Below are 23,837 nucleotides of genomic sequence, written 5' to 3' on the forward strand. Positions count from 1 at the left end.
CCCAGACGCTGCTCAAGGTCATGGAGCCGTCGCTTCGCAGGCCGGCGTACGTCGTGTTGCGGCAGGGGAGCAGTGAGACGGAGTCCCGAGTGGAGCTGTGATGCAGTACAGCAGCGAAGTACAGCAACCTCAGCAACGGGGGCAGCGCGCCACAGCGGCCCGCACAGAAATCACAGCCACCTGTATGACCCTCCATGACCGATCGAGGCCGTGATGTGTGCACTGCGCCGCGAGAACCGCGAAACACCGGATGCCCGAAATGTGCACCAGGCATAGCATGAAAGCGGGTCGGCACACTCTCACGTGCGACCGGCCCGGAAGGGCGACCCCGGTGTGTATACGCCGGGGTCGTTGAAGCTCGGCGGACGCGGCCGGCCCAGCACGGCGTGATCGTTCCGCGGATGTCCGGAGGGGCGCGGCCACGGCGTCGGGGACCCGGCATGGCGCAGGATCGGCATTCTGGAAGCGGTCTGCGCGAACACCGCGACCGGCAGGCCGGCCACGGCCACCGTCGGCCCCCCTGTGATCAGGTCCGGTGGCCCAGACCCGGCCCGCCGACCGGTCGACCTCTCCCTGTCTCAGTCGGCCCAAGCCCCTTGTGGTGCACGGAATTCGGGGGCGACATGCTGCCCATGGCGCAATCGGCTCGTTGGACCGGTCGGCGATGCGAGCCTGTGCCGGTCGGCGGCGTCGTTCCACGCTGATCGCGGTTGCCTGCTGGTGGATCCGAGAGGGGCAGGGTGTGCGTTGCTACGGGCACCGCCTCGGGATACGTCGTCGGGGTTGTGCCGGCGGCGCCGTTCCGGCCGCCACCGCCCCGCATCGGCTGTGGGGTGGGACGAGGCCGGGGCACCGGACCGCCCGGCGAACACCGTGTGGACGCAGCCACCCCGCTGAGTTCCCCATGTCAGAGGACGAAGGAAAGCAGAAGCTATGACGGACCGTGGGCGTAGGCCGGACAGGGTCGGGGTGGACCGGTCCGAGGGGTTCGGCGAACGGCTGCTCGGGGTGCTGCTGGACCGCGCACACGAGATGCCGCCGGAGTTGATCGCCCCGCTCGTCGCGGAAGAGGTGGCCAGGGTCGGGGGGCGGGAGGTCTCCATCCTCCTGCAGGACTACGAACAGGTGCTGCTGGTCCCGCTGCCGGGGCGGCGGCTGAAGGTCGGCGGCCCCGAGTCGGTCGAGGACTCCCCCGCCGGCGAGGCGTTCCTGGGCCGCAGAACGGTGGAGGTGCCGAAGGACGGCAGTGTGCGGATGTACCTGCCGCTGCTGGACGGAAGCGACCAGATCGGGGTGATGGCCGTCACCCTGGACCGCGTCGATGACGACGACCGGCGACTGCTGCGCAGACTCGCCGGTCTGGTCGCGGACATGATCGTCACCAAGGACGCCTATACCGACCAGTTCTTCCAGGCCCGCCGCAGCGCCCCGATGAGCGTGGCCGCGGAGATCCAGTGGTCGTTGCTGCCCCCGCTGTCGATGACGATTCCGCAGGTCGAGGTGGCCGGGATCCTGGAGCCCGCCTACGACGTGGCCGGCGACAGCTTCGACTACGCCCTCAACGGCGACGTTCTGCACGTGGCCATGATCGACGCGATGGGCCACGGGCTGGACGCGGCGACCATGGCGACGGTGGCCATCGGCGCCTATCGCCACACGCGGCGGGCCCACACCGATCTGTCCCAGGTGTACGCGTTCATGGACAAGGCCATCAACGAGCAGTTCGGCCCCGACCACTTCGTCACCGCGCAGATGATGATTCTGGACATCAACACCGGCCGACTGCAGTGGGTCAACGCAGGCCATCCGGCTCCACTGCTGATCCGGGGCCGCGCTGTGGTGGACCGGCTGGAGAGCCCGACCACGTTGCCTGTCGGCTTCGGCGGTGAGGAGCCGGTGGTCAGCGAGCGGATGCTGCGACCCGGCGACCGGTTGCTGTGCTTCACTGACGGACTCATCGAGGAACACCACACCGGCGGGGAACAGTTCGGCGAGGATCAGCTCGTCGAATGGACCAACCGGATCCTCCGCGAGCGCACGGAGGTACGGGCGGTGGTGCGAGCGCTCTCCCACGCCCTGAAACACGAACGCGGCGGCACCACGACCGACGACGCGACCATCTTCCTCGTCGAGTGGCGAGGCGGCGACGCCGATCACCTCGCCATCGTCGACTGAGCGCGACGATGCACCGGCTCCCTCGCTGGGGCCTGCCGCCGACCTGGGGTTTCGCGCCCAAGGTCGCAAATACCATGGGCGACAGCCCTCGCCCGGCAGGCCGAGGAACAGTCAGGCCCGTGACATCTGTGACGGAGACTTGGCTCTGCCTCCGCACGCGGTCATGTGGCTGCCAGAAGGATGGCCGTGTAGTGCGCGGTGAAGGCCGCGATGGTGAGGGCGTGGAAGACCTCGTGGAAGCCGAACCAGGCCGGTGAGGGGTCGGGGCGCTTGAGTCCGTAGACGACGGCGCCCGCGGTGTAGAGCAGACCGCCCGCGATGACGAGTACGACGACCGCGGTGCCGCCGGTGCGGGCGAAGTCGGGCAGGTTGAAGACGGCGACCCAGCCCAGCGCGATGTAGCACGGGGTGTACAGCCACCGGGGAGCCCCGATCCACAGGATGCGGAAGGCGATGCCGGCGAGGGCACCCGCCCACACCACGGCCAGCAGCACCCGCTGCTGACCCGCGGGCAGCAGCAGTACCGCCAGCGGGGTGTAGGTGCCGGCGATGATCAGGAAGATGTTCGCGTGGTCCAGCCGCCGCAGGACCGCCTCCCCGCGCGGACCCCACGTTCCGCGGTGGTAGACCCCGCTGGTGCCGAACAGCAGACAGGCCGACAGCGCGTACACCGAGCAGGCCGCCACTGCCGCCGCCGAGCGTGAGATGGCGATCAGGACGATGCCGCCGACCAGGGACAGGGGGAAGACGCCGGCGTGCAGCCAGCCGCGCATCCTCGGCTTCAGCGCAGCGGCCACACGCTCCGCCCCGCCTTCCAGGCCGGCGGCAGTCGGTCGGCCGGTTGGACCGGCAGGCGCATCGACCGCGGGGCGCGAGACGTCGGGAGTGGTGCCGGGGCGAGGCTGGGGATCGCGCCCGTGTGCCTGCGGCTGAGTGTCTTCGGCGGTCATGCGCTCGTATTCTGAAATCGACGGATCAGTGCGGCCTGCCACTCGCTGCGGGCTGCGGGCTGCGGGTCAGATGCCGGCCGTGTGCCGGGAGGCGGCGCGGCGGTACTCGGCGTTGATGCGCTGGGCTTCTTCGAGCTGGTCTTCGAGGATGATGATGCGGCAGGCAGCCTCGATGGGGGTGCCGTGGTCGACGAGTTCCCGGGCGCGGGCGGCGATCCGCAGCTGGTAGCGGGAGTAGCGGCGATGTCCGCCCTCGGAGCGGAGCGGGGTGATGAGGCGGGCTTCGCCGAGGGCGCGGAGGAAGCTGGGGGTGGTGCCGAGCATCTCGGCAGCTCGCCCCATGGTGTAGGCGGGGTAATCGTCGTCGTCGAGACGGCCGAGCGGATCGTCTGCTGTCATCTCACCTCTCTGTGGAACGCGTGGAGGGGTCCTGGTGCCGTACGGCACCAGGACCCCGAAGGAACTGCTACACCATCTGCCGGCCCTGGTACTGCGCCGGCCTTCCGTTTCCGCAGACCCGATCGAGATGCCGTCGGGGCTGCTGGGATCGCGATTGCCTGACCGGAGACCACCTCACTGTCGATGTCCTGCGGTACCCGGGCTCAAGACTCCGCCCGGGCGATCCTGATGGCGCTCGGCTCCTCCGTTCTTCCCTCTGAACCAATCACTTGCCAAACGGGTACTGCGTACTGCTTGCACTGCTGGGTACTGCGAATGGCGGCCCCTGATCACTGCGGGCCACCCGGTCCGGTCGTCAGCCCCGTCGCCGTCCTGCGGCAACCCTGGCTTCGGAACTCCACCACCGCACCGTCCTGCGCACTGCAACTACGTACTGCTGCCTGGCAGTTCGTGTCTGCCGGGCCCTTCTGACTCTCTGGGCTACGAGAGAAACCATAACCATGGCGCCACCCAATGTCTACTCCAGCCACGATAGATTTCCGCGCGTTCGACGGTGAGGTAATCCGCCTCGAACGGTGATAGAGGACTGGCAGCCGGCGATGAGAGCCCCCGCTGCCGACACCGTGGGGTCCTGGTTGCTCAGCCGGTAGACGACCGCCTCCAGAGGGGGCGCGTCCGCTGAGCCCGATCCCTGGGCCACCCGAGGCCGCTGAGCAGTCGTCAACGACGACCATCGGCGTTGCCGCTAGCATCGGCCCATGACGTCACATCAGGCGGATGCCGCGTAGGTCACCGCGCGAGGTGAGGGCCACCGTGCCCGATGGGCACAGCGATGGTGCGGTGAGCACGCTGCTCGTCAGCGCGTGTCATGGGCCGCCCGCGTGTGTTGCCGTTCACACATACCTCTTCGTCGATGGCCTCGACGTCGTTGCGCGCAGCGATGGCCGAATGGCCGGCGTCGGCCCTAAGCGACTGCTCCGCCCAGGTGGACCGCTCTATCCGACGGACATGCCGTGCGCGGTGGATGTGGCAACGCAGGAGCGGCCGGAGCCAGGGCCGGACAGGCTGACAATCCGGGTCCGTCTCCGGGGCGAGACGGTCATCTGGTCCGACGTGATGTACCCGGGCCCCGATGGCAGGCCCATCGAGGAGGTTCGATTCCGCTTGGAGCAGTACCTGGGGGAGGTCGAGCGAGCGTACGCGGCGTTGAAGACCAGGCCGAAGCCGGAAGCCGCTTCTCCGGTCGAATGCCCATGACGCCCCCGTAGGAGCGTCACGACCCCACCACCACAGTTGGAGAGCGTGTTGGAGGTGCAACCCGTCATGGGCGGATCGGGGGCAGTTTCCGGCGCTTCCGGCCGCCGCGACCGTTCCGGGACGTGTCCCGGCCACTTGCCATCAGGACGGAGCCGACCACCCAGATTGCTGGAAAGCAGATGGCGAGGATGTCGCCGAGCGCCTGACGGTCTCCGGTCAAGGATCCTGCGGCGCGTATCAACTGCCCTACTCCGAGAGCGAGTCCGCCCCAGCTCGCGAGGGTGCTGGCGTGCCTGCGGCATTGCCGCCGGACGAACCACGTGCCAAGAGCCAGGGAGAAGGCACCACCAGCGCCGAAAGCCACGGTAATGAACATTCCCGCCTCCGGACGGAAGCGTACCGATCCAGGCGGTGTGTGAGCCGATGAGTTGATGGCAGCGACGGCACAGAGACTGACGACTCCGAGCGTGGATGTGGCGGGGGCCCCGCCCAGCGGCGGTGTTCTCCGGCGACCGTCAGCGGGGCCGGGCGGGCTCCGCCTCCCCCGTCCGGGAGCCCGCCCCCCGCACCACCGCCACCGCCGTCAAGGCGACCGCCAGGCCTGCCGCGGTCTGGGTGGTGAAGGGTTCGTCGAACATCAGGGCGCCCCAGACCGCGGTGACGGGGGCCATGAGGAACATGAGGGTGTTGACCTCGGTGACTCCGGAGCGCTGGAGGACGAGCCAGTACAGGCCGTAGCCGCCGAAGGTGGAGAGGGTCACGAGCCAGAGCGTCGCCAGCCAGAAGGAGCCGGTGGTGGGCGGGGTCGCGGTGCCGGTCGCCACAGCGGCGGTCGTGAAGACGACGGCGCTGGTGGCGCAGTGGACGGTCAGCGACACCGCCGGGGTCACCGGAGTGCCGGAGCGCCGGTCGAGGAAGGTGGCCGCGACCAGCGAGAGCATCCCGGCGAACGGGACGAGGTAGGTCCACCAGGCCACGCCCGTGGTCGCCGCCGCGTCGGCCGTGGTGACCAGGGCGACTCCGCCGAGGCCCAGGCACAGGCCGAGCCACTGCCTGGCCGAGACGTACTCACGCAGCAGCGGGCCGGCGAGCGCTCCCGCGACCAGCGGCTGGGTGCCGTCGATCAGGGCCGTCGTACCGCTGGAGACGCCGAGCTGGATGGCGTAGTAGACGGTGAGCAGGTAGCCGCTCTGGGAGAGCAGTCCGATCAGGGCCTGGCGGGCGAGGTCGCGGGGTGCCAGGGCACGCCAGGGAGCGCGGCCCCGGCGGACGGCCACCGCGGTGAGGACGGCCGCCAGTGGCAGGAAGCGCCACATCAGGAGCGTCATCGCACCGGCGTCCTGCGTGCCGAGCTTGGCGCCGACGAATCCCGAGCTCCAGCACACGACGAAGGCGGCGGAGAGCAGGACGTTCATGGGAGTCACCACCCAAAACTATACCGATCTGTATACCTCCTTGCGTTGACCACTATACAGATCGGTATAGTCGGGAGAGTGGGAGACAACGGTGCACGACAGGTACGGCGGATCAGCATGACGCCGGGTGCGCGGCGCGCCCTCACCGCGGCGTCCCGGTTGTTCTACGAGCGAGGGATCCACGCGGTCGGCGTGGACCTGATCGCCGCCGAGGCCGGGGTGACGAAGAAGACGCTCTACGACCGGTTCGGCTCCAAGGAGCAGATCGTCGTGGAGTACCTCGCCGACCGGGACGAACGCTGGCGGACGTATGTCATGGAGCGGCTGGAGGCGGCCGCGCCGGGGGCCGTCGACCGGGTCCGCGCGGTCTTCGACGCGTCTCGGGAGTGGATGGACGACAACAGCCCCAAGGGGTGCAGCATGGTCAACGCCCATGCCGAGATCAGCGACCCCGCCCATCCGGCGTACGCGATCATCACCGGTCAGAAGGCGTGGATGCTCCGCCTCTTCACCGACCTGGCCCCCGACCATGCCCGCGCCCTCATGCTCCTCCACGAGGGCGCACTGGTCGCCCACGGGCTGCACGTCTTCGCCGACCCGATCGCGGTCGCCCGCGAGGAGGCGACCGCGCTGGTCGGCGGACAGGGCGCGTAGATGCGGCTGGGCGCCGGGTACCGCTGGTTCAGGCCCTCGCCCTCCGGTACCGCGTCAGGACCGCCGCGCCCGAGCGCTCCGCGGAGAAGCACTCCAGGTGGGTGGGTGGCCCGTCCGTCGGGAAGAGGCGGTGGCCGGTGCCGAGGATCGTGGGGAAGGTCAGCAGGCGGTACTCGTCGACGAGGTCCTCGGCCATCAGCGTATGTACGACGCTCGGACTGCCGATGACGATCACGTCGCGCTTCTCGCTGTTGACGACGTCGACGAGACCGCCGTCCATGATTTGGGAGTTTCCCACGCCGAGGTGTCGGTCAGCGTGCCGGAGGCGACCAGCTTCGACGCGGCGTTCATCCGCGCGGCGAAGGGGTCGTCCCGCCCGGGCCAGATGCGCGAGAACAACTGCCATGTCGTACGACCCAGCAGCATGACCCCGTCGTCGAGGGTGCTGCCGAGCCGGAACTTGTCCCCGGCGACCGTCTCGGGGCCGTGCCGGAAGGCCCAGCCGCCGGCCGGCGTTCCGGCGGAGCCGTCCGGGTCGGACACGATTCCGTCCAGGGTGACGAACTCGATGACGATGACGCTCATGGTGGGAGTCCCTTCGGTCGATGCCCGCCTGTACCTACCGGCGGCACCGGCTCCACTCATCGCTCCCGGCGAAACTCCTCGGAAGAAATCCGCCGCGGCAGGCCGAACGCCTCGAACAGCCGCGGATCGGCGAACACGACGTTGTGCGCGACCCGTCCGGCGGTGACCGTGAACACCTGGAGCGTGTGCAGGCGGTGCGAGCCGTCGGGCTCGGGTGCGTACGCGGCGAGCGCGGGCTGGCCGTTGGCGGTGAGGGGCGTCGCGACCCAGCCCGTACCGCGCATCGCGAACAGGCGGTCCATGAACCGGCCGTAGTCGCGGCTGCCCCGGTACCACAGCGGCACCGGTGGCATCTCCAGGACCGCCTCCTCCGTGAGCAGCCGGACGAGCGCGGGGACGTCGGCCGCCTCGAACGCCCGCACATACCGCTGGATCACCGCGCGTGCCCCGGCGTCGTCCGGCTCCACGACCTCCTCCACGGCAGCCGCCTCCGCGAGGGCGGCACGGGCCCGCTGGAGCGCGCTGTTGACGGCCGCGGCCGTGGTCCCCAGCTGCTCGGCGACCTCGGCGGCGGTGAACTCCAGCACCTCGCGCAGCACCAGCACGGCACGCTGCCGTGGTGGCAGGACCTGCATCGCCGCCACCAGCGCGAGCCGCATGTCGGCCCGCACCTCCAGGTCGAACCGGGCGTCGGGGAACGGCTGGAGCCAGGGAACGTCGAGGGCCGGAGTGAGCGGCGCCCCGGGGTCCTCACTGGGCGCACCGAGCCCGGACGGCAACGGCCGCCTCGTACGCCCCTCCAGTGCGGTCAGACACACGTTGGTCGCGATCCGGTACAGCCAGGTCCGCACCGAGGCGCGGGTGCGGTCGTACCGGTCCCGGGCCTTCCAGGCGCGCAGCATCGTCTCCTGCACCAGGTCCTCGGCCTCGTGGAACGAGCCCAGCATCCGGTAGCAGTACGCCACCAACTCACCCCGGTACGGCTCGAGATCCACGGGACCAGCATGGCGCACCCGGCGCCCGGAGCGGAGGCCACCGTGCGATCCGCTCCATGGCCGGCACCCGGCGCCCCGTAACCCATACGGCCCGGACCACTGGTGACCTCCGCGAACCCGGTGATCACTGGAGGCATGACCCCGCCCCGCGCCGCCGCCTGCGCTCTCGCCCTGTGTGGGCTCCTCGCCGCCACCGCATGTTCCGCTCTGTCCACCCCGCCCACCGCTCCGAGGCCGCCGATCACGCGGCCCACGAGCGCGCCGCCGCCGTCCCCGAAGACGTCCGCTGCCTCCTCCTCCGCCCTCACCGAGGCCATGGCGCAGGCCGCGCTCGTCACCGACGTCGACCTCGGTGAGCCCTGGACGCCGACCCAGGGGGTGGCCACCTGGCACGACGGGGTGCTGAAGGCGAAGGCCGACCGGCGGGAGTGTCAGCGGCTGCTCGACGTGCTGTACGCGGACGAGTTGTTCGGGGCCGATGCCCAGCCCCGTGCGGTCGTCGGCATGGACGACGAGTGGAACAAGGCGCAGATGCGGTATCAGGTGCTCGGGCGTCCGCCGGCGGAGATCGACAAGACCTTGGCGTGGCTGAAGGACCTTCCGCGGACGTGCGCGCGGTTCGGGGCCACCACGACCACGGGGGCCGTCTTCGGGGTCCAGGTCACCGAGGCGCCGCTGCCGGAGGTGGGGAACGCCCGGCAGGGGCTGCGGGTGTGGCTGACCGGACAGTCCCCGGACGGTGAACCGACGACGCTCACGCTGGACGTCGCCGCGGTCCGCGTGGGGGACGACGCGATCAGTGTGACGAACGGCGGCTTCGGCGACGTACAGACGGAGGCCACGCAGACCGCCGTACAGCTGGGAGCCGATCGGCTGGCGGAGATCAGGAGGCGGGGGCGGGTGCAGATCTGAGCGGTCAGTCCGAGTCGAACCGTTTCAGGTGCTGGACCACGTCGTGCGCCACCTCGAGCGCGGTGCGGCTGTGCGAGAAGGCGTCCGCGCGCAGCCGGGCCAGCGCCTCGTCCGAGTCGACGCCAAGCTGCACCATGATCATGCCGACGGCCTGGTACACCTCGTCGTGAGCTTTGGCCAGGCCGCTGAGCCAGCGGTCGTCGCCCTCGGGGCCGTTCTCCTGCCCACGGGGCAGTGCCGTCAGGGCCACGGTCATGACACTGGCCACGAGTTCGGCGATGCGCAGCTCTCGCCGGGTGAGTTCGCCGGGGACGTCCCGGTAGAGGTCGAGGGTGCCCACGCACACGGTGTCGTTGCCGAGCGGCATCGCGTACACCGCCCGTATCCCGGCGGCGGTGGCCTGCTGGGCGAAGACCGGCCAGCGGTCGGCGTCCCGGCCGCACGTCAGATCGGAGGCGAGCACGGTGGCGCCTGCCTTGGCGGCGGACGTGCAGGGCCCGTCCCCCAGGGTGGCCTGGAGTTCCGACAGACGCTCGGCCCGGGGGCTGCTGGAGCTGAGCTGGACGGGCATGCCGTTGCTGCGCAGCGACACGCTCGCGTCGGCCACCGGCAGCAGTTTGACGGCGGCCACGCACAGCTTGCCCGGGATCTCCCCGGGGTCGGCACCCCGGACCCCCTCCGCGATGACGTCGGAGATCCGCACGTGATCAGGCTCCGCCGCATGGCCGGCTTCGCGGTCGGGGTGGGCCTCGCGGGGACGGCCCGCTTCACGGCCAGGGTCGGGACGACGGGGGCTGCCGACTTCACCGCCGCGCCCGACCTCACGGTCCCGCCCGGTCTCCCGCTCCCGCCCGATCCCCCGCTCGCACTCGCGCCCCACTCCACGGTCAGAGCCGGCCTCACGACGGTGGCCGACCTCGCGGGGCTGGCCCGCTTCACGGCCGAGGTCGGGACGACGGGGGCGGCCGACTTCACCGCCGCGCCCGACCTCACGGTCCCGTCCGGGCTCCCGATCCCGCTCGCGCCCGACTTCGCGGTCGTAGCCCGCCTCGCGGTCCCGCTCCCGCTCGCGCCCGACCTCACGGTCCCGCTCGTTCCGACGCTCCCGACCGCCCCGATCTTCGCGTTCCGCCGCCCGCCCCGGCCGCCGCCGTTCGTCCCCCGGCGTTCCGAACGAGCCGGAAACGCAGTCCCGTCCGGCGAACGCTCCGGCGTCGCCGCCCGCTCCCTGGAACGGACCCGACTCGTCGCCGTGGGTGTCGCCGCGGTCGTCCGTGGGCCGCACGACCACCGCCTCCTTCGGTCAGCGCGGGGCTTGTCCGTGATCGGCCCCCAAGCGGGCTCACCGGGGCGGGGGGCGCCGCTCGTGGCGCACCCACCCAGGGGCACCGCCCGGCTACCCCTCGTCCATCGGGCGAAACGCCCAAGACAGGCACGGCGGATCGGCACTCCCCGCTGTCCCGACGGCGTACAGAAACACCCCCGGAGAGGCCCTGTTCCGGGCAGCGAGGTCGCGGCGAGTGGTACGGGCGTCACGCACGCGTCCCCTTCGGCGGTCCGGCCCCGGTGCACCCTCATGCGCCCTTCACAGACCACGCACCCATTTATTACGGTTTTCGGTGACGGTCAGGGAGCGGCCGCACAGCGCCGAGCTGTGCCGGAGCCGCCCATGTCCCTGCCCAGCCCCCTCACGCCGCCCTGAGCGGTGCCGTACTTCCGTCCCCGTCCCGCGACGCCGACCGGGGCGCCTCCCGCCGTCCCGAGCGGGCCGGGGACCTTCCCGGGAGGACCGTGTGAGAGCCGCGCGTCCTCACCGGGGCGGCCGCCGCCGTACGGACAGCGGCGGCGGCCGCCCCGACACCGGTCCAGCGCTTGTCGTACGGATCGGCCTGGCACCGTCGGCACCGGTTCAGCGCTCCCCATACGGACCGCCAAGCGCCGTCCCTCCCGATTCAGCGCTCCCCATACGGACCGCCGAGCGCCGCCGACACCAGCCCAGCCCTCCTCATACGGACCGCCGAGCGCCGTCCCTCCCGATTCAGCGCTTCTCGTACGGATCCGCCGGCTCCGTCACCCGCCGCACCGCGCTCGCGTCCACGACCGGTGGCCAGGCGCCGTCGGTGCCGAGTTCGCCCTTGGGGTGCCAGGTGCCGGTGACGGTGATCCAGGTGTCGACCGGCGGGGCCCCGTCCGCGGCGCCGCGCACCTCGACCTTGCTGGTGGTGGCGTCGGCGGCGCAGCAGCTGACGAGGAGCCGGGTGACGTACCAGGTCCCGTCGTCGCCGTGGGTCACGAACCCGGTCATCCGGACCGTACGGCCCTTCAGTGAGCGCCCGCTGTCGTAGATCGCCCGTGAACCGAACTCCCCGACGGTGAGCTCGACCGGGTCCCCGGCGGGTAGGGCCGGGAAGGTCCCGACGCCCTGAGCCGCCTGCTGCGCCGCCTCGCGCTCGGCGCTGTACGAGCCGAGGGCGGGCGGCGGGAAGAGGAGCAGCGCGAGGGCGGGGAGGGTGAGCAGCCAGGCGACGCGGGGCCCGGCAACACCATGACCGTGCTCGTAATCCCCTCCGTGTCCATGGCCATCCGCAGGTTCATGGTCATCCGCGGGTCCATGGTCGCCCGCGCCGTCACCGTCGCCCGCGCGGCCATCGTCGCCCGCGCCGTCACCGTCGCCCGCGCCGTCACCGTCGTCGTCCGCGGCCCGCCGTACGACCGCCATCCCGACCGCCGTCCCGACCGCCCTCACACCCCCGAGCAGCACCAGCACCCCACCCGACACCACCAGATACGGCCGCAACCCCACCTGCACGTACCGCAGATACAGCTCGCTGAAGAGCGAGATCCGCAGGACCGCCGCGCCGACGAGGACGAGGAGCAGACAGGAGCCGTAGCGCCTCACAGCAGCCACCACCCCACGAGCACGCTGCCGGCCACGGCCACCACCCAGGTGACGGACGAGAACCGGACCGCGAAGGCCCGCCCGAACGTCCCCGTCTGCAACGCGATCAGCTTCAGGTCGACCATCGGCCCCACCACCATGAACGCCAGCCGCGCGGTCGGCGAGAAGCCGCTCAAGGACGCGGCGACGAACGCGTCCGCCTCGCTGCACACGCACAGCACGACCGCGAGGACGGCCAGCAGCAGCACCGACAGCCAGGCGGATCCGGTGAAGAGGTCGAGCACCGAGCGCGGGACGACGATGTTGAACGTCGCCGCGGCCGCCGCGCCGACCACCAGGAAGCCGCCCGCGTGCAGGAAGTCGTGCTGGAGGCCCGCGCCGAAGGCCCGCAGTCCGCGGGCGGATGTCCCGGTCGAGCGTTTCGGCAGCCGCAGCCACTCCTCGCGCCCGAACCGGGCCCACAGCCACCCCATCACCACCGCCGTGGCGAGCGAGGCGACCAGCCGGCCGAGCACCATCGACGGCCGGCCCGGAAAGGCGATGGACGTGGCGACGAGCACCACGGGGTTGATCGCGGGCGCGGACAGCAGAAAGGCGAGCGCGGCCGCCGGGGCGACCCCGCGCCGCATCAGGCTCCCCGCCACCGGCACGGACGCGCACTCGCACCCCGGCAGGACGATCCCGGCCGCGCCCGCTACCGGGACCGCGAGGGCCTGGTTGCGTGGGAGGAGCCGGGTGAAGACCCGCTCCGGTACGAAGGCGCCGATCGCCGCGGAGACGACCGTACCGAGGAGAAGGAAAGGTACGCCCTGCACGGCGATCGCGGTGAACACCGTCCACCAGGCGGCGACGGGCGGGGTGTAGAGGTCGAGGGCGAGGGTGGGTCCGAGGACCGAGGCGACAGTGGCGATGGCGATCAGCGCGGCACCGCCGAGGACGGCGTAGACCAGTACGCGCACGCCGAGCGCGACGAGCCGCAGCCCGTCGGCCATGGTCCGGCCGGCCACCGTCCGCTGGTTCTCCACTGTCCTGTCCCGCCCGCTCGTCCGCCCTGCGCAGGCTAACCGGACATACCTGTGCGCAGGCCCGGAATCCTCACAGAGGGGGCTGTGCGGGCGCGGGTCCCAGCGTGGTGGTGCCGGGGGCCGTACGGTGTCCGAGGCCCGTCCGGTACGCGTCCAGTGCCGCCTCGACCCTTCCCGTACGGCGCAGCAGATCGCCCAGCAGCCGGCACAGGTCGGCGAGGTCACCGGCGGCGCCGGCCCGCTCCAGGAGGCTCAGGGCGCGGACGTAGTGCTCCTCGGCGGCCTCGGTGTCCCGGGCGTCCTCGGCGATGATCCCGAGGAGGCGGTGGGCGGCGGCGGAGTGCAGGGCGCCGCGCTCGGAGCTGAGGTCGCTGAGCACGTCCTGGAGAAGGGCGGCGGCCTCGTCGGACTTGCCGCGCCGGTGCAGCACATCGGCGAGCTCGACGGCGGCCTGGCTGGAGTAGAGGGCGGCCCGCTTGGCGGAGAGCATGTCGAGGGCCTGCCTCAACTCGTCCTCGGCGCGCTCCAGTTCGCCGTTCTGGGCGTAGACGTAGCCGCGCATCCAGTGGCAGTTGGCGAGCTCGGTACGGATCTGGAGCCGGCGGTAGAGCTCGGCGGCCTTGGCGAGGGAGGCGTCGGCCTCGGCGAGGCGGCCCTCGGCGAGCAGGGTGCGGGCGACGGACCGGTGCATCCGGGCGACGAGGGCCGGGTCGCCGGCCTGCGGGGCGAGCGCCAGAGCGAGTTCGGCGGCCTGGGCGGCGCGGGCGTGGGCGCCCATGTCCATGTAGGGGCCGATGACGCTGGCATAGAGGAGGAGCAGGGCGTCGGGGTCGTGGAGGCCACCGCGGTTGAGCTCGTCGATGGTGGATTCCAGCAGGTAGACGGAGTAGCGCAGTTCGCCGGTGAGGTAGTGGGAGAGGGCGCGTCCGCGCAGGGCCGGAACGCGGGCGGGCAGGGGTACGTCGTCACCGAGGGCCTTCTCGGCCTGCTCGAAGTACTGGCGTGCGGCGCGGAGTTCGCCCGTCTCCACGGCGCACTCCCCGAGCCCGAGCAGGGCGGCGGCCCGCACCTCGGCGAGGTCGAGCGCGTCGGCCTCGGCGAGCAGACGGCCGTACTGCGCGGCGGACTCCTCGGCCTCCCCGGTGGCGAGGGTGCGCTGGGCCTCGGTGAGTCGCAGGCGCAGATCGGTGATGAGACGGGCCGGGCGGCCGGTCGCCAGTTCCTCGAATCCGACGCCGAGGCGGTCGGCGAGATGCCGGAGCGCGTCGTCGGAGGGGCGCACCCGCCCGGACTCCAGAGTGGAGATGTAGGCCGGTGTGTACGCCGGTTCGGCCAGCTGTTTCTGCGTCAGCCCGCGCTCGACCCGCAGCTGCTGCACCCGTCGCCCGATGACGCCCGGGTCGTCCCGCTCCGACATGGCCAACTCCCCAAGCCCCTCTTGCCGTTCGGCTCTCGCAGCCCCTAGGTTAAACGGCGTATTAACCCTGCTTAATACGCCGCCACCGCCATGGGTACTCACCATCACCGCTGCGAGGTCGCCGTGCTCGAACGCACCAGCACCACCGCGCGCTACGCCAGGGGTTTCGCCGCCGCGGTCGTGGCCGTGGCCACACTGGTACTGGCTGCCAACGCGGGGCCGGCGAAGGCGTCGGGGGAGCGGCCGGCCGAGCAGGCACATCAGGTCCAGCAGGTCACCCGGCCCCCGTCGGAATGAGACCGGCCGCGGCAGCGGTCCTCAGAGCTGGAACTCCGCGGGCTGCAGGCCCAGGGTCGCGCAGGCCTCCCTCAGGATCGACTGCTCCGCCTGGGAGAAGTGACCGTCGGCACCGGCGATGACGATGCCGGTCTGGATCACCGCGCGCGCCTCGGTGGGCTTCTTGGCGGCCTTGGCGATCTCCTGGAGCGCCTCCGCCTTGCCCTGCGGGAAGTTGCGGGTGAGCTGGTCCACATGCTTGTGGAAGCGGGTGCGCAGCTGCTCCGGCGGGAAGTTCTGCAGCACGTCGTTACCGAGGATCAGCGATTCCATCTGCTGGATCTCGGCCGCGTCCACGTGGCCGTCCGCCGCCGCGACCAGGGCGCACATCGCCATGCTGGCGTCCCGGTAGGCGCCGCTCTTCAACTCGGTCTTGAGGGATCCGAGCTGCGTCTTCAGCACACCGACGAGCTGGGCGCGCGAACCACCGCGCGAGCCCCCGTGCGAACCCCCGTGCGAACCGCCGTGTCCGGCCCCACCGGTCGTCGTGCCGCGCCCGCCCTGCGCCTGCTGCTGCAGGTTCTTGGCCTGGTCCTTGAGCCGGTCGAACAGTGCCATTGACGTCACCTCGGTACTCGTCTGAGTGATCTCACCCCGGCAACGGCCGGGCCCGGGTAAAGGTTCCCCCAAGCCGACCGGACCGAACGAGGCCCGGGCCTCCCCGACCGCCCGGGACATGGTGAGACCTCCACGCGAGTGACACCCTGATCGCATGACCTCTGCCTCAGCCCGCACCGCCCTGGAGCTCACCGCGGACCTCCCGGTCGCCGACCTCGAGGACTTCTACCGGGACCTGCACCGCCACCCCGAGCTGTCGTTCGAGGAGCACCGCACGGCGGCCCGGCTCACCGAGCGGCTGAAGGCGGCCGGTTTCGAGACGGACGAGGGCATCGGCGGCACCGGCGTCGTGGGCCTGCTGCGCAACGGCGACGGGCCCACCGTCCTGCTGCGCGCCGACATGGACGCACTGCCGGTCGAGGAGCGGACCGGGCTGCCGTACGCCTCGAAGTCGCCCGGGGTGATGCACGCCTGCGGGCACGACCTGCACGTGACCTGGCTGGCGGGGGCGGCGAAGGCACTCGCGGACGGCCGGGACGCCTGGTCCGGGACGCTGCTCCTGGTCGGCCAGCCCGCCGAGGAGGCCGGCGGCGGGGCGGCCGCGATGGTCGCCGACGGGCTCTACGACCGTGTCCCGCGCCCGGACGTCCTGCTCGGCCAGCACGCGGTACCGGGCCCGGCGGGCCTGTACGCGCACGTGCCGGGCCTGATCATGTCGGCGACGACGGACGTGGAGATCGTGGTGCACGGCCGGGGCGGCCACGGCTCGCGCCCCGAGACGACGGTCGACCCGGTCGTGACGGCCGCCTACATCGTCACGCGGCTCCAGACCATCGTCAGCCGGGAGATCAAGCCGCGCGAGTCGGCCGTGCTGACCGTCGGCCGGATCGAGGCGGGCACGGCCCCGAACATCATCCCCGCCACCGCCCGTATCTCCCTGAACCTGCGGACCCAGTCCGAGGCGGTACGGGACCGGATGATCGCCGCGATCCGCCGGATCGCCGAGGGCGAGTGCCATGCGGCGGGCTGCCCGCGCGAACCCGAGGTGACCCTGGGCGGCTCGTTCCCGGTCACGGTCAACGACCCGGAGACCGACCACCGGATCGCCGCCGTGCACCGCGAGGTCTTCGGCACCGACACCGTCTTCGACCCCGGCCCGGCGATGGCCAGCGAGGACTTCTCGAAGCTCGCGCTCGGCGAACTCCCGTACTCCTACTGGTTCGTGACCTGCACGCCGGCCGCCACCTGGGACGCGGCGCCGGGTGCGGACCTGATGGAGAAGTTCGACGCCGTCCCCAGCAACCACAGCGCGCACTTCGCCCCGGACCTGACGACGGTGGCGCCGGGGGTGCGGACGCTGGTGTCGGGGGCGCTGGCGTACCTCGTCTGATTCGGTGGCGCCTGCTAGAACGGTGTCGCCTGCAGCTCCCGCAGCTGCTTCTGTACGTTCTCCAGGGCCCCCGGGCGACGGCCGGGAACGCGGGCGCGCAACTGCGCGAGCAGGGCGCCGAGTTCCTGGGCCTGGGTCTTGTCACGGACCTGCCCCCACTGGTGGTGGGCGCGGTCCACGGCCTTCTCCACGGTCGGCGAGTCCGGGCTCTGCCCGGCGGTCAGCCGCGTCTCGGCCACGGTGAGCCAGATCCGGCAGCTGCGCGCCGAGTCCCGCGCGAACATCGCCAGGTCCGCCCGCACCTCGGACCAGTGCAGGGCCTGCTCGGACGCCACCCCGTGAGCACGCGTGGCGGCCTGTTCGTGCGTCAGGGCGAGCGCTTCGGCGTCCTGGTGCCGGCCGGCCTGGACGGCGGCGGTGATCTGGGCGTGGGGGTCCTGCGGCTGGGGTGGACCGACGGCCGGTGCTTGAGGAGCCCGTCCCGCACCCACCGGCCCCACGTCCGGCGTTTGAGGACGAGGCCGTTCAGGCCGATAGAGGGGTCTGCCGGGGACGGCCACCGGAGCGGGCGGCACCGTCAACACGACGTCCCCGTAGGCATCGGGGCCCAGCCGCCCGAACGCCTGCTGATGCAACTGCTCCACCGGCGGACGCCACCCGCTGCGCAGAATCGTCGCGATCGTCTTCATGTACGTCGGCACGGCCACCGTACGACGGGAGGGCGGCGGTGCGATCCGCCCGAACACCGCGTTGTTGCGCCCGGAGTCGAGTGCGTGCGTCCGCAGCCAGCCCCACGCCTCCGCGTCGGCGTGCAGGTCGACCAGGAGCGTCGTCGACCCCGGGGAACGCAGCCGGAACTCCTCACGGATCCACTGCCAGGGCAGCGCGGTGTAGCGCACGGTGGCCGGGGTGGTGCGGGCCAGCGCGAGGTGGGGGAGGTGCTGGCGGCGGTCCAGGGCGAGCTGTCCCGCGATGAAGACGGTGAGCGGGCCCGGCGTGGCCGCGACGGCGCGCAGCCGGGTCAGGACGGTCTGCGGTTCCAGGGGGTCGGCGAGCTCCACGACATTGGCCGTGTCGGTGCCGGAGAGCACGGCGGGCGGCACGGCCGCGAGGACGGGAAGCACGGACGCCGCGTCCACCAGACGGCTCTTGCCCACCGGTGAGGCGGCGAGCAGCAGCACGGTTCCGGGCATCGGTCCCTCCCCATCCCCCGTCGATCACTTACGGCAGCACGGTAACCGGTGCGGCTGCGAAGGGGAGTTCCCAGGGCGCCAAACGTCCCTTTCCTGCCCGCTCGTCGGCCCCGCGCGCCACGAAGACGGCATTCGACTTGCCAGGGCCCTTTCCGAGGTGTGCTCTGGAAGGCGGGGGTGTATCGGGGGGGGTGGAGAGAGGAGTGCTCTCATGGCTCATACGGCACCCGCGGGCGGATTCGCCCGGACACCCGATGTCTTCAGCGCCAAGGTGCACACGGCCGCGAGGTACGGCATCCCGGTCGTGCTCGGGCTGGTCTACGGCTACTGGGCCGCGGCGAACCGCCGTGACGGCGGGCCGATCACCGGCTGGAACGTGCTGTTCGGTTGTGTCACGGCCATCGCGTTCATCGTGCTGTGCATCGCCGTGGCGACGTTCGCGCCCCTGCTGAAGCGGGAGCTCCACTCGGCCGTGAAGTCCGGTTTCGCCGGGGCGGCCGTCGGGTTCCTGTACAGCCAGACGGGAGAGAGCGTGCTGCGCTCGACGGCGCTGGGGATGGCGGTCGCGGCGGGGATCTTCGTCGTGTTCTTCTACCGCTACTACACGCACGAGGACGGCGAGGGGAACCGGATCCGTTAGCGGACACGCGTGGACCCCGGCCGGGAAATGGCCGGGGTCCACGGCTTCCCTCATCCCACGTTCTTCCACTGCGGACACGGATCCGCACAGACCGGCACGGAACGCCGACCGGTGTCGACGAATGCGGCGCTGACCCAGCCGCGGGCACCGGTGAACCAGTACCAGTACGGGTTGCCGTTGACGCTCTGTCCACGGACCATGCACCGCACCCGGTCATGGCTGCCCGGCGGGAGCCGGTCGACGACGGCGGAGTGCGTGGTGGGCGCGGCCCGCACGTCGATCGGGGTGCGGGAGACGACGGTGCCCCGGATCGGACCGCCGCCGCGATGGCCTTCGGCGTACGTGGGCGGGGCCGCCGCCGCGAAGGTGCCCGCCAGGGTGACGGTGAGCGTTGCGCCGGTGAGCATGGCCACGGCCAGGGTCCGCAGGCCCGTAGTGGTGCGCATGGATCGGCCTCCTTCTCCCCTGAGCTCCCCCGATCTCCTCCCGATCTCCCTTGATCCATGAGACACCCGTTCGGGTGAACCCTCCACCGGAGGGCGGAATCCCCAGCTCCACGGCTCGCGCGGCCGCCCGCGGTCGGTTTGGCTTGAAGGGTGACCTCTCGTGTCCGCAGCGCCCTGTCGGCCGCCCTGATCGCCCTGGCCTGTCTGCTCGTGCCGTTCGGCGCGGTGGCCGCCTGGGCGGCGTACGGCCTCGCCGACACGGGCCGGTACGTCACGACGATGGCACCGCTCGCCGCCGACCCCGCCGTGCGGGACAGCGTCGCGGACGCCGTGGAGGGCGAAGTCGGCGAGCCGGTACGGCCCTTGGTGCGCTCCCTCACCCGGACCCCGGCCTTCGGCACCGCCTGGGACGCGGGCAACAGAGCCGTCCACCAGGCCGTGTTGAGAGCCGTGCGGGACGGCGGCCACCACGAGGTGACCGTCGACATCGCCCCGATCGCCGCCCGGGTGGAGCACCGGGTCACCCTGCCCCACACCGAGGTCGCCGTGCTCCCGGCCTCCCAACTCGACCGTCTCCGGAAGGGCTACGAAGTGCTCGAAGTCGCCGGCTTCTGGCTGCCCGTCACGGCCGCCGTCCTCGCCGTCGCCGGGATCGCGGTCGCCGCCTGCCGCCGCCGCGCCCTCACCGCGACCGCCCTCGGCACCGCACTCGGCGGCGCCCTGCTGAGCATCGCCGTCGCCGTCGGCCGCCGGCTCACCCTCACCGATCTGCCCGACCCGGTGCACCGCCCGGCCGTGGGCGCCGTCTACGACGCCCTGACGGCCACCTTGCGCACGGTCTCCTGGCTGCTCGTGGCCGTCGGCCTGGCGGTGGCTCTGACCTGCTGGCTCACCGGTCGGTACGGCCGGCCGCGAGCCCGGCGAGGGCCCGCAGGGCCCGTTCCAGATCCGGCACAGCAGCCGACGCGAGCCCAAGCCTGACCGCGTCCGGGGTGCGGTTCGGGTCGACGGCGAAGGTGGGCCCGGGCGAGAGGGCGATACCGAGCGCCGCGGCGGCGGCCGTGAAGGTGTCCGCCCGCCAGGGGGCCGGGAGGTGCCACCAGGCGTAGTACGCGCGCGGATCGGACCGTACGTCGAACCCGCTCAGGCACTCGGCCAGCACCCGCTGCCTGTGCGCCGCGTCGGCCCGCTTCGCCTCGACCAGCCGCGCCACGGTCCCGTCCGCCGTCCACCGCGCCCCCGCCTCCAGCGCGAACCGCCCCGCGCTCCACCCACCGGAACGGACGGCGTCCGCCACCGCGTCCACCCGCTTTTCCGGTACGACGAGAAAGCCGACGGTGAGCCCGGGCGCGACCCGCTTGGAGAGCCCGTCGACGACGTGGGTGAGGGCGGGGGCGAGGGCGGCGAGCGGGTCGTCGTTCTCCGCGAGGAACGACCAGATGCGGTCCTCCACGACAGGAAGGTCCAAGTCGTGGACGGCAAGCGCGAGTTGCCGCCTGCGCTCGTGACCGGTCGTCACGGACGTCGGATTGTGCAGGGTCGGCTGCACGTAGAGGGCCGACAGGGGCGCCGTGCGATGGGCGGCGGCCACCGACTCGGGGCGCAGGCCCTCCTCGTCCGTGGCCAGCGGCACCAGCGTGATACCGAGCCGCACCGCGATCTCCTTGACCACGGGATACGTCAGCTCCTCGACCCCGACCCGGCCGCCCGGCCGCACCAGGGAGGCGAGGGCGGCGGCGACGGACTGGCGGGCGTTGCCCGTGAAGAGGATCCGGGACGGGTCGGGGCGCCAGCCCGGGGTGGTGAGGAGAGCGGCGACGGCCTCGCGGGCGGCCGGTGTGCCGGTGGCGGCGGCCGGGCGGAGGGCCTCGGTCAGGACGTCGGGGCGCAGCAGGGGCGCGAGTGCGTCGGCGAGGAGCTCGGACTGGCCTTCGGCGGACGGGTAGTTGAGCTCCAGGTTGACGGGCGTCCCCGCGTCCTCGATGAGCCCCCGCCCTGGCCGCACCGGCTCGGTGGCCTTCACGAAGGTGCCGCGGCCCACCTCCCCGACGACCAGTCCCCGCCGTACGAGTTCGCCGTACGCCCGCTCCGCCGTCGACGCGGCGATCCCGTGCCGGCGCGCGAACTTCCGCTGCGGGGGCAGGCGTTCGCCCGGCCGGAGCCGTCCGGTGGTGATGTCGGCGGCTATGCGGTCGGCGATACGGCGGTAGTCGTGCACCAAGGCCCCCTGTGATTGCACTGAGGGCAAAGATTTTATTGCACCGAGGAATCGGGCCGACCTAGGGTCGGCGTCATGACGGCGATCCCCCTGGTCCTGGTCCACGGCCACCCCTTCGACCACACGATGTGGCGCCCGCAGATCGAGGCGTTCTCCGCCTCCCGCCGCGTGGTCGCCCCGGACCTGCGCGGCTACGGCACCGCGGTACCGGCCGCGCCGGTCGAGCGCTTCGAGCGGTTCGCCGAGGACATCGAGGCGCTGCTGAACGAACTGGACGTCACGGCGTGCGTGCTGGCGGGCCTGTCCATGGGCGGCCAGATCGTCATGGACTGCTACCGGCACTTCCCCGAGCGGATCCGGGCTCTGGTCCTCGCCGACACCTTCCCGGCGGCGGACACCCCCGAGGGCGTGCGGGTCCGGCACGCGACGGCGGACCGGCTGCTGCGCGAGGGCATGCGCGGGTACGCCGACGAGGTGCTGGAGAAGATGGTCGCGCCGTATGCATCCCCCGAGGTCAAGGCGCATGTCCACGGCATGATGACGGCCACCCTGCCGGAGTCCGCCGCGGCGGCCCTGCGCGCCCGCGCCGCCCGCCCCGACTACCGCGAACTGCTGACCCGCGTCACCGTCCCGGCGCTGGTGGCCGTGGGTGCCGACGACACCTACACGCCGGTCGCCGACGCGCAGGCCATGCACACGGCGCTCCCGGATTCGGAGCTGCACGTCTTCGAGGGGGCGGCGCACCTGCCCAACCTGGAACGGGCGGGGGAGTTCAACACCGTGCTCGGGGAGTTCCTGGCGAAGGTCGACGCCCGCTCGTAGGCTCGGGACGGTGACCCGCCGAAGACTCGGTACCTGGACCGCCGCCCTGCTCTTCGCCGCCGTGAGCGTGATCCTGGGGTGCCGGCTCGCCGACACGGACGGCATCACCCCCGTCCCCCAGCTCCTCGCCTTCCTCCCCTGGCTGCTCGCGCCCGCCGGAGCGGGCCTGGCCCTCACCCTGCTCACCCGGTGGTGGCCCGGGACGATCTGGGCGGGCGTGGTTCTCGGGCTGCTGGCGTGGTTCATCGCCCCCTACGGGCAGGGCGGCGAGCCGGACGGCCGGGTGCTCGCCTCCTTCCGCGTCCTGACCTCGAACGTCGAGTTCGGACAGGCCACCGACGCCCTCGTCACCGCCGTCCGCGAGGAGAGACCGGACGTCGTGTTCGTGGAGGAGTGCGAGTACGGCTGCTCGGCGGCACTGCGGCGGTCCCTGTCCGACGACTATCCCTACCGGCAGTCCGTGGAGGGCGGCGGCTCAGCGGGGTCCGTCGTCCTCAGCCGCTTCCCCCTGAAGCCCGCCGCCGGGATCCCGGGGAGCACCATGGGCATGCCCGGGGCCGTCGCCGACGTGCGCGGTCACGCCGTACGGCTGCAACTCGCGCACCCGATGCCCCCGCTGCCGGGGCAACTCGACGTGTGGCGCCGGGAGTTGGGAGAGCTGCGCGACTTCGCCGCCGCCATGGGCCGCACCCCGACCGTCCTGGCCGGCGACTTCAACGCCTCCCAGGACCATGCGGCCTTCCGCGCGATCCTCGACACCGGGCTGCGCGACGCGGCCCGCCTCGCCGGCTCCGGCCGCACGCCCACCTGGCCGGCCCGCACCGCCCCGGCGATCGGCGCGCAGATCGACCACGTGCTGGTGTCGGAGGACTTCTCGGCGAGCGACGCTCGCTTCCTGGACCTGGCGGACACCGACCACCGTGCCCTGCTGGTGGACATCGCCCTCCACAGGCCCGGTTGACCTGGCTGTTCATCATGGCCGCATGTCCCGCATCGGCCTCACCCCACCCGACTGGCTGATCCGGAACCTCCAACCGCAGCACTCACCCGTCCTCAACCACCAGGGCACGGCCCTGCTGATGCCCCGCCTGCTGGACTCCCTGATGGGCTGCGGGATCGCCCTGGTCGCGGGTTACCTGCTGTGGCCGGAGAGCTGGCACACGCGGGTCGGCGACCGGCTCGCCGACGCGGTCGCCGACACGGCCCGCTATGTGGAGTCGGCGTTCGGGGCCGCCCCCGACCCCGCCGCCCGCGCCCGCATGCGCCGCCGCCTCTACCGCGACCTCTCGGTGATCCGCACGGAGTTCCAGCGCGCGCTGACCGAGCCGCCGCCCACCGGACGCCGGGCGGCGGCCTGGTGGCCGCTGGTCGTCGCCGTCGAGCGGATCGTGGACGCGACGACGGCGGCGAGGGTGCGGGTACGGCACGGGGCGGCCCGAGGTGGACGTGCTGTACGCGGTCAGGACGGACCTGACAGGGCCGGCGGGCAGCGTGCTGGAGCCCCTGCGGCAGGAGGTGGCGGCAGCCAGGGCCGTCGCCCAACCGTCCTAG

Annotated in this window: 23 protein-coding genes and 1 pseudogene; 10 read left to right on the forward strand and 14 right to left on the reverse strand. The window is 72.1% G+C overall.

Going from position 1 to position 23,837, the window contains the following annotated elements; genetic code table 11:
- Positions 1–933: 933 nt before the first annotated feature.
- The gene (locus M2157_RS23325) at positions 934–2,175 is read left to right on the forward strand and encodes a PP2C family protein-serine/threonine phosphatase (RefSeq protein ID WP_280863590.1); all 1,242 of its coding nucleotides are present in this window, start codon (positions 934–936) and stop codon (positions 2,173–2,175) included.
- A gap of 161 nt (positions 2,176–2,336) precedes the next feature.
- Here M2157_RS23325 and M2157_RS23330 read toward each other — a convergent pair whose 3' ends face one another.
- The 3 genes from M2157_RS23330 to M2157_RS23340 all read right to left on the reverse strand — a co-directional run bounded on the left by M2157_RS23330 (position 2,337) and on the right by M2157_RS23340 (position 6,196).
- Positions 2,337–3,125: a hemolysin III family protein gene (locus M2157_RS23330; RefSeq protein WP_280863591.1), complete on the reverse strand. Its 789-nt coding sequence runs from the start codon at positions 3,123–3,125 to the stop codon at positions 2,337–2,339.
- Positions 3,126–3,191: 66 nt separating this feature from the next.
- Positions 3,192–3,524: a MerR family transcriptional regulator gene (locus tag M2157_RS23335; RefSeq protein ID WP_280863592.1), complete on the reverse strand. Its 333-nt coding sequence runs from the start codon at positions 3,522–3,524 to the stop codon at positions 3,192–3,194.
- A gap of 1,772 nt (positions 3,525–5,296) precedes the next feature.
- The gene (locus M2157_RS23340) at positions 5,297–6,196 is read right to left on the reverse strand and encodes a DMT family transporter (protein WP_280863861.1); all 900 of its coding nucleotides are present in this window, start codon (positions 6,194–6,196) and stop codon (positions 5,297–5,299) included.
- Positions 6,197–6,313: 117 nt separating this feature from the next.
- Between M2157_RS23340 and M2157_RS23345 the strand changes: the two genes are divergently transcribed.
- The gene (locus M2157_RS23345) at positions 6,314–6,850 is read left to right on the forward strand and encodes a TetR/AcrR family transcriptional regulator (RefSeq protein WP_280863862.1); all 537 of its coding nucleotides are present in this window, start codon (positions 6,314–6,316) and stop codon (positions 6,848–6,850) included.
- A 28-nt stretch (positions 6,851–6,878) separates the two neighbouring features.
- On the opposite strand, the gene M2157_RS23350 is transcribed toward M2157_RS23345, so the two are convergent.
- Genes M2157_RS23350 through M2157_RS23360 form a run of 3 tightly spaced genes read right to left on the reverse strand, consistent with a single transcriptional unit; the run spans position 6,879 to position 8,430 of the window.
- Positions 6,879–7,130 carry a dihydrofolate reductase family protein gene (locus M2157_RS23350; protein WP_280866118.1) on the reverse strand — a complete coding sequence of 84 codons (252 nt, stop codon included), beginning with the start codon at positions 7,128–7,130 and terminating at the stop codon, positions 6,879–6,881.
- On the reverse strand, positions 7,082–7,435 hold the full coding sequence (locus tag M2157_RS23355) for a hypothetical protein (protein ID WP_280866119.1): 354 nt from the start codon (positions 7,433–7,435) through the stop codon (positions 7,082–7,084). The genes M2157_RS23350 and M2157_RS23355 overlap by 49 nt, the downstream gene beginning before the upstream one ends.
- A 56-nt stretch (positions 7,436–7,491) precedes the next feature.
- The gene (locus M2157_RS23360) at positions 7,492–8,430 is read right to left on the reverse strand and encodes an RNA polymerase subunit sigma-70 (RefSeq protein WP_280863597.1); all 939 of its coding nucleotides are present in this window, start codon (positions 8,428–8,430) and stop codon (positions 7,492–7,494) included.
- A gap of 315 nt (positions 8,431–8,745) precedes the next feature.
- Here M2157_RS23360 and M2157_RS23365 point away from each other — a divergent pair, with 315 nt between their 5' ends.
- The gene (locus M2157_RS23365; RefSeq protein WP_348541802.1) at positions 8,746–9,342 is read left to right on the forward strand and encodes a hypothetical protein; all 597 of its coding nucleotides are present in this window, start codon (positions 8,746–8,748) and stop codon (positions 9,340–9,342) included.
- A 4-nt stretch (positions 9,343–9,346) separates the two neighbouring features.
- On the opposite strand, the gene M2157_RS49165 is transcribed toward M2157_RS23365, so the two are convergent.
- The 4 genes from M2157_RS49165 to M2157_RS23385 all read right to left on the reverse strand — a co-directional run bounded on the left by M2157_RS49165 (position 9,347) and on the right by M2157_RS23385 (position 14,683).
- Complete coding sequence (locus M2157_RS49165) at positions 9,347–10,627, reverse strand: GAF domain-containing protein (protein ID WP_348541803.1); 1,281 nt, start codon at positions 10,625–10,627, stop codon at positions 9,347–9,349.
- A gap of 753 nt (positions 10,628–11,380) precedes the next feature.
- Positions 11,381–12,241 carry a TIGR03943 family protein gene (locus M2157_RS23375; RefSeq protein ID WP_280868264.1) on the reverse strand — a complete coding sequence of 287 codons (861 nt, stop codon included), beginning with the start codon at positions 12,239–12,241 and terminating at the stop codon, positions 11,381–11,383.
- Complete coding sequence (locus M2157_RS23380; protein ID WP_280863866.1) at positions 12,238–13,233, reverse strand: permease; 996 nt, start codon at positions 13,231–13,233, stop codon at positions 12,238–12,240. Before M2157_RS23380 ends, M2157_RS23375 begins: the two co-directional genes overlap by 4 nt.
- Positions 13,234–13,336: 103 nt before the next feature.
- The gene (locus M2157_RS23385) at positions 13,337–14,683 is read right to left on the reverse strand and encodes a tetratricopeptide repeat protein (RefSeq protein ID WP_280866121.1); all 1,347 of its coding nucleotides are present in this window, start codon (positions 14,681–14,683) and stop codon (positions 13,337–13,339) included.
- A gap of 90 nt (positions 14,684–14,773) precedes the next feature.
- Here M2157_RS23385 and M2157_RS23390 point away from each other — a divergent pair, with 90 nt between their 5' ends.
- Positions 14,774–14,980: a hypothetical protein gene (locus tag M2157_RS23390; RefSeq protein ID WP_280868376.1), complete on the forward strand. Its 207-nt coding sequence runs from the start codon at positions 14,774–14,776 to the stop codon at positions 14,978–14,980.
- Between the two features lie 21 nt (positions 14,981–15,001).
- Here M2157_RS23390 and M2157_RS23395 read toward each other — a convergent pair whose 3' ends face one another.
- Complete coding sequence (locus M2157_RS23395; RefSeq protein ID WP_266516492.1) at positions 15,002–15,577, reverse strand: tellurite resistance TerB family protein; 576 nt, start codon at positions 15,575–15,577, stop codon at positions 15,002–15,004.
- A gap of 154 nt (positions 15,578–15,731) precedes the next feature.
- Here M2157_RS23395 and M2157_RS23400 point away from each other — a divergent pair, with 154 nt between their 5' ends.
- On the forward strand, positions 15,732–16,967 hold the full coding sequence (locus M2157_RS23400) for an amidohydrolase (RefSeq protein ID WP_280863599.1): 1,236 nt from the start codon (positions 15,732–15,734) through the stop codon (positions 16,965–16,967).
- A gap of 14 nt (positions 16,968–16,981) precedes the next feature.
- On the opposite strand, the gene M2157_RS23405 is transcribed toward M2157_RS23400, so the two are convergent.
- Entirely contained in the window at positions 16,982–18,160 is a 1,179-nt protein-coding gene (locus tag M2157_RS23405; protein ID WP_280866122.1) for a hypothetical protein, read from the reverse strand.
- Positions 18,161–18,371: 211 nt separating this feature from the next.
- On the opposite strand from M2157_RS23405, the gene M2157_RS23410 reads away from it, so the two are divergent.
- On the forward strand, positions 18,372–18,800 hold the full coding sequence (locus M2157_RS23410) for a hypothetical protein (protein ID WP_280863601.1): 429 nt from the start codon (positions 18,372–18,374) through the stop codon (positions 18,798–18,800).
- A 50-nt stretch (positions 18,801–18,850) separates the two neighbouring features.
- On the opposite strand, the gene M2157_RS23415 is transcribed toward M2157_RS23410, so the two are convergent.
- Entirely contained in the window at positions 18,851–19,246 is a 396-nt protein-coding gene (locus tag M2157_RS23415; RefSeq protein ID WP_280863602.1) for an SH3 domain-containing protein, read from the reverse strand.
- 150 nt (positions 19,247–19,396) lie between these two features.
- Between M2157_RS23415 and M2157_RS23420 the strand changes: the two genes are divergently transcribed.
- Positions 19,397–20,227 carry a hypothetical protein gene (locus M2157_RS23420; RefSeq protein ID WP_280866123.1) on the forward strand — a complete coding sequence of 277 codons (831 nt, stop codon included), beginning with the start codon at positions 19,397–19,399 and terminating at the stop codon, positions 20,225–20,227.
- Here the strand turns inward: M2157_RS23420 and M2157_RS23425 are convergent.
- Positions 20,136–21,464, reverse strand: a complete 1,329-nt coding sequence (locus M2157_RS23425; RefSeq protein ID WP_280866124.1) for a PLP-dependent aminotransferase family protein — start codon at positions 21,462–21,464, stop codon at positions 20,136–20,138. The genes M2157_RS23420 and M2157_RS23425 overlap by 92 nt on opposite strands.
- 75 nt (positions 21,465–21,539) lie before the next feature.
- Between M2157_RS23425 and M2157_RS23430 the strand changes: the two genes are divergently transcribed.
- The 3 genes and pseudogenes from M2157_RS23430 to M2157_RS23440 form a co-directional block, all read left to right on the forward strand.
- Positions 21,540–22,286 carry an alpha/beta hydrolase gene (locus M2157_RS23430; protein ID WP_280866125.1) on the forward strand — a complete coding sequence of 249 codons (747 nt, stop codon included), beginning with the start codon at positions 21,540–21,542 and terminating at the stop codon, positions 22,284–22,286.
- Positions 22,287–22,296: 10 nt separating this feature from the next.
- Positions 22,297–23,247 (forward strand): endonuclease/exonuclease/phosphatase family protein, encoded by a 951-nt coding sequence (locus M2157_RS23435; RefSeq protein ID WP_280866126.1) that lies wholly within the window; start codon positions 22,297–22,299, stop codon positions 23,245–23,247.
- 88 nt (positions 23,248–23,335) lie between these two features.
- A pseudogene (locus tag M2157_RS23440) lies at positions 23,336–23,837 on the forward strand (FUSC family protein); the annotation flags it as partial.

Source organism: Streptomyces sp. SAI-127 (assembly GCF_029894425.1).
Lineage (GTDB): Bacteria > Actinomycetota > Actinomycetes > Streptomycetales > Streptomycetaceae > Streptomyces.

Bases quoted from the DNA above. Each gene is read 5' to 3' on its own strand.
- M2157_RS23325 (WP_280863590.1), top strand. From the start codon at position 934: ATGACGGACCGTGGGCGTAGGCCGGACAGGGTCGGGGTGGACCGGTCC.
- M2157_RS23330 (WP_280863591.1), bottom strand. From the start codon at position 3,125: ATGACCGCCGAAGACACTCAGCCGCAGGCACACGGGCGCGATCCCCAG.
- M2157_RS23335 (WP_280863592.1), bottom strand. From the start codon at position 3,524: ATGACAGCAGACGATCCGCTCGGCCGTCTCGACGACGACGATTACCCC.
- M2157_RS23340 (WP_280863861.1), bottom strand. From the start codon at position 6,196: ATGAACGTCCTGCTCTCCGCCGCCTTCGTCGTGTGCTGGAGCTCGGGA.
- M2157_RS23345 (WP_280863862.1), top strand. From the start codon at position 6,314: ATGACGCCGGGTGCGCGGCGCGCCCTCACCGCGGCGTCCCGGTTGTTC.
- M2157_RS23350 (WP_280866118.1), bottom strand. From the start codon at position 7,130: ATGGACGGCGGTCTCGTCGACGTCGTCAACAGCGAGAAGCGCGACGTG.
- M2157_RS23355 (WP_280866119.1), bottom strand. From the start codon at position 7,435: ATGAGCGTCATCGTCATCGAGTTCGTCACCCTGGACGGAATCGTGTCC.
- M2157_RS23365 (WP_348541802.1), top strand. From the start codon at position 8,746: ATGGCGCAGGCCGCGCTCGTCACCGACGTCGACCTCGGTGAGCCCTGG.
- M2157_RS23380 (WP_280863866.1), bottom strand. From the start codon at position 13,233: ATGGCCGACGGGCTGCGGCTCGTCGCGCTCGGCGTGCGCGTACTGGTC.
- M2157_RS23385 (WP_280866121.1), bottom strand. From the start codon at position 14,683: ATGTCGGAGCGGGACGACCCGGGCGTCATCGGGCGACGGGTGCAGCAG.
- M2157_RS23390 (WP_280868376.1), top strand. From the start codon at position 14,774: ATGGGTACTCACCATCACCGCTGCGAGGTCGCCGTGCTCGAACGCACC.
- M2157_RS23395 (WP_266516492.1), bottom strand. From the start codon at position 15,577: ATGGCACTGTTCGACCGGCTCAAGGACCAGGCCAAGAACCTGCAGCAG.
- M2157_RS23400 (WP_280863599.1), top strand. From the start codon at position 15,732: ATGACCTCTGCCTCAGCCCGCACCGCCCTGGAGCTCACCGCGGACCTC.
- M2157_RS23405 (WP_280866122.1), bottom strand. From the start codon at position 18,160: ATGCCCGGAACCGTGCTGCTGCTCGCCGCCTCACCGGTGGGCAAGAGC.
- M2157_RS23410 (WP_280863601.1), top strand. From the start codon at position 18,372: ATGGCTCATACGGCACCCGCGGGCGGATTCGCCCGGACACCCGATGTC.
- M2157_RS23415 (WP_280863602.1), bottom strand. From the start codon at position 19,246: ATGCGCACCACTACGGGCCTGCGGACCCTGGCCGTGGCCATGCTCACC.
- M2157_RS23430 (WP_280866125.1), top strand. From the start codon at position 21,540: ATGACGGCGATCCCCCTGGTCCTGGTCCACGGCCACCCCTTCGACCAC.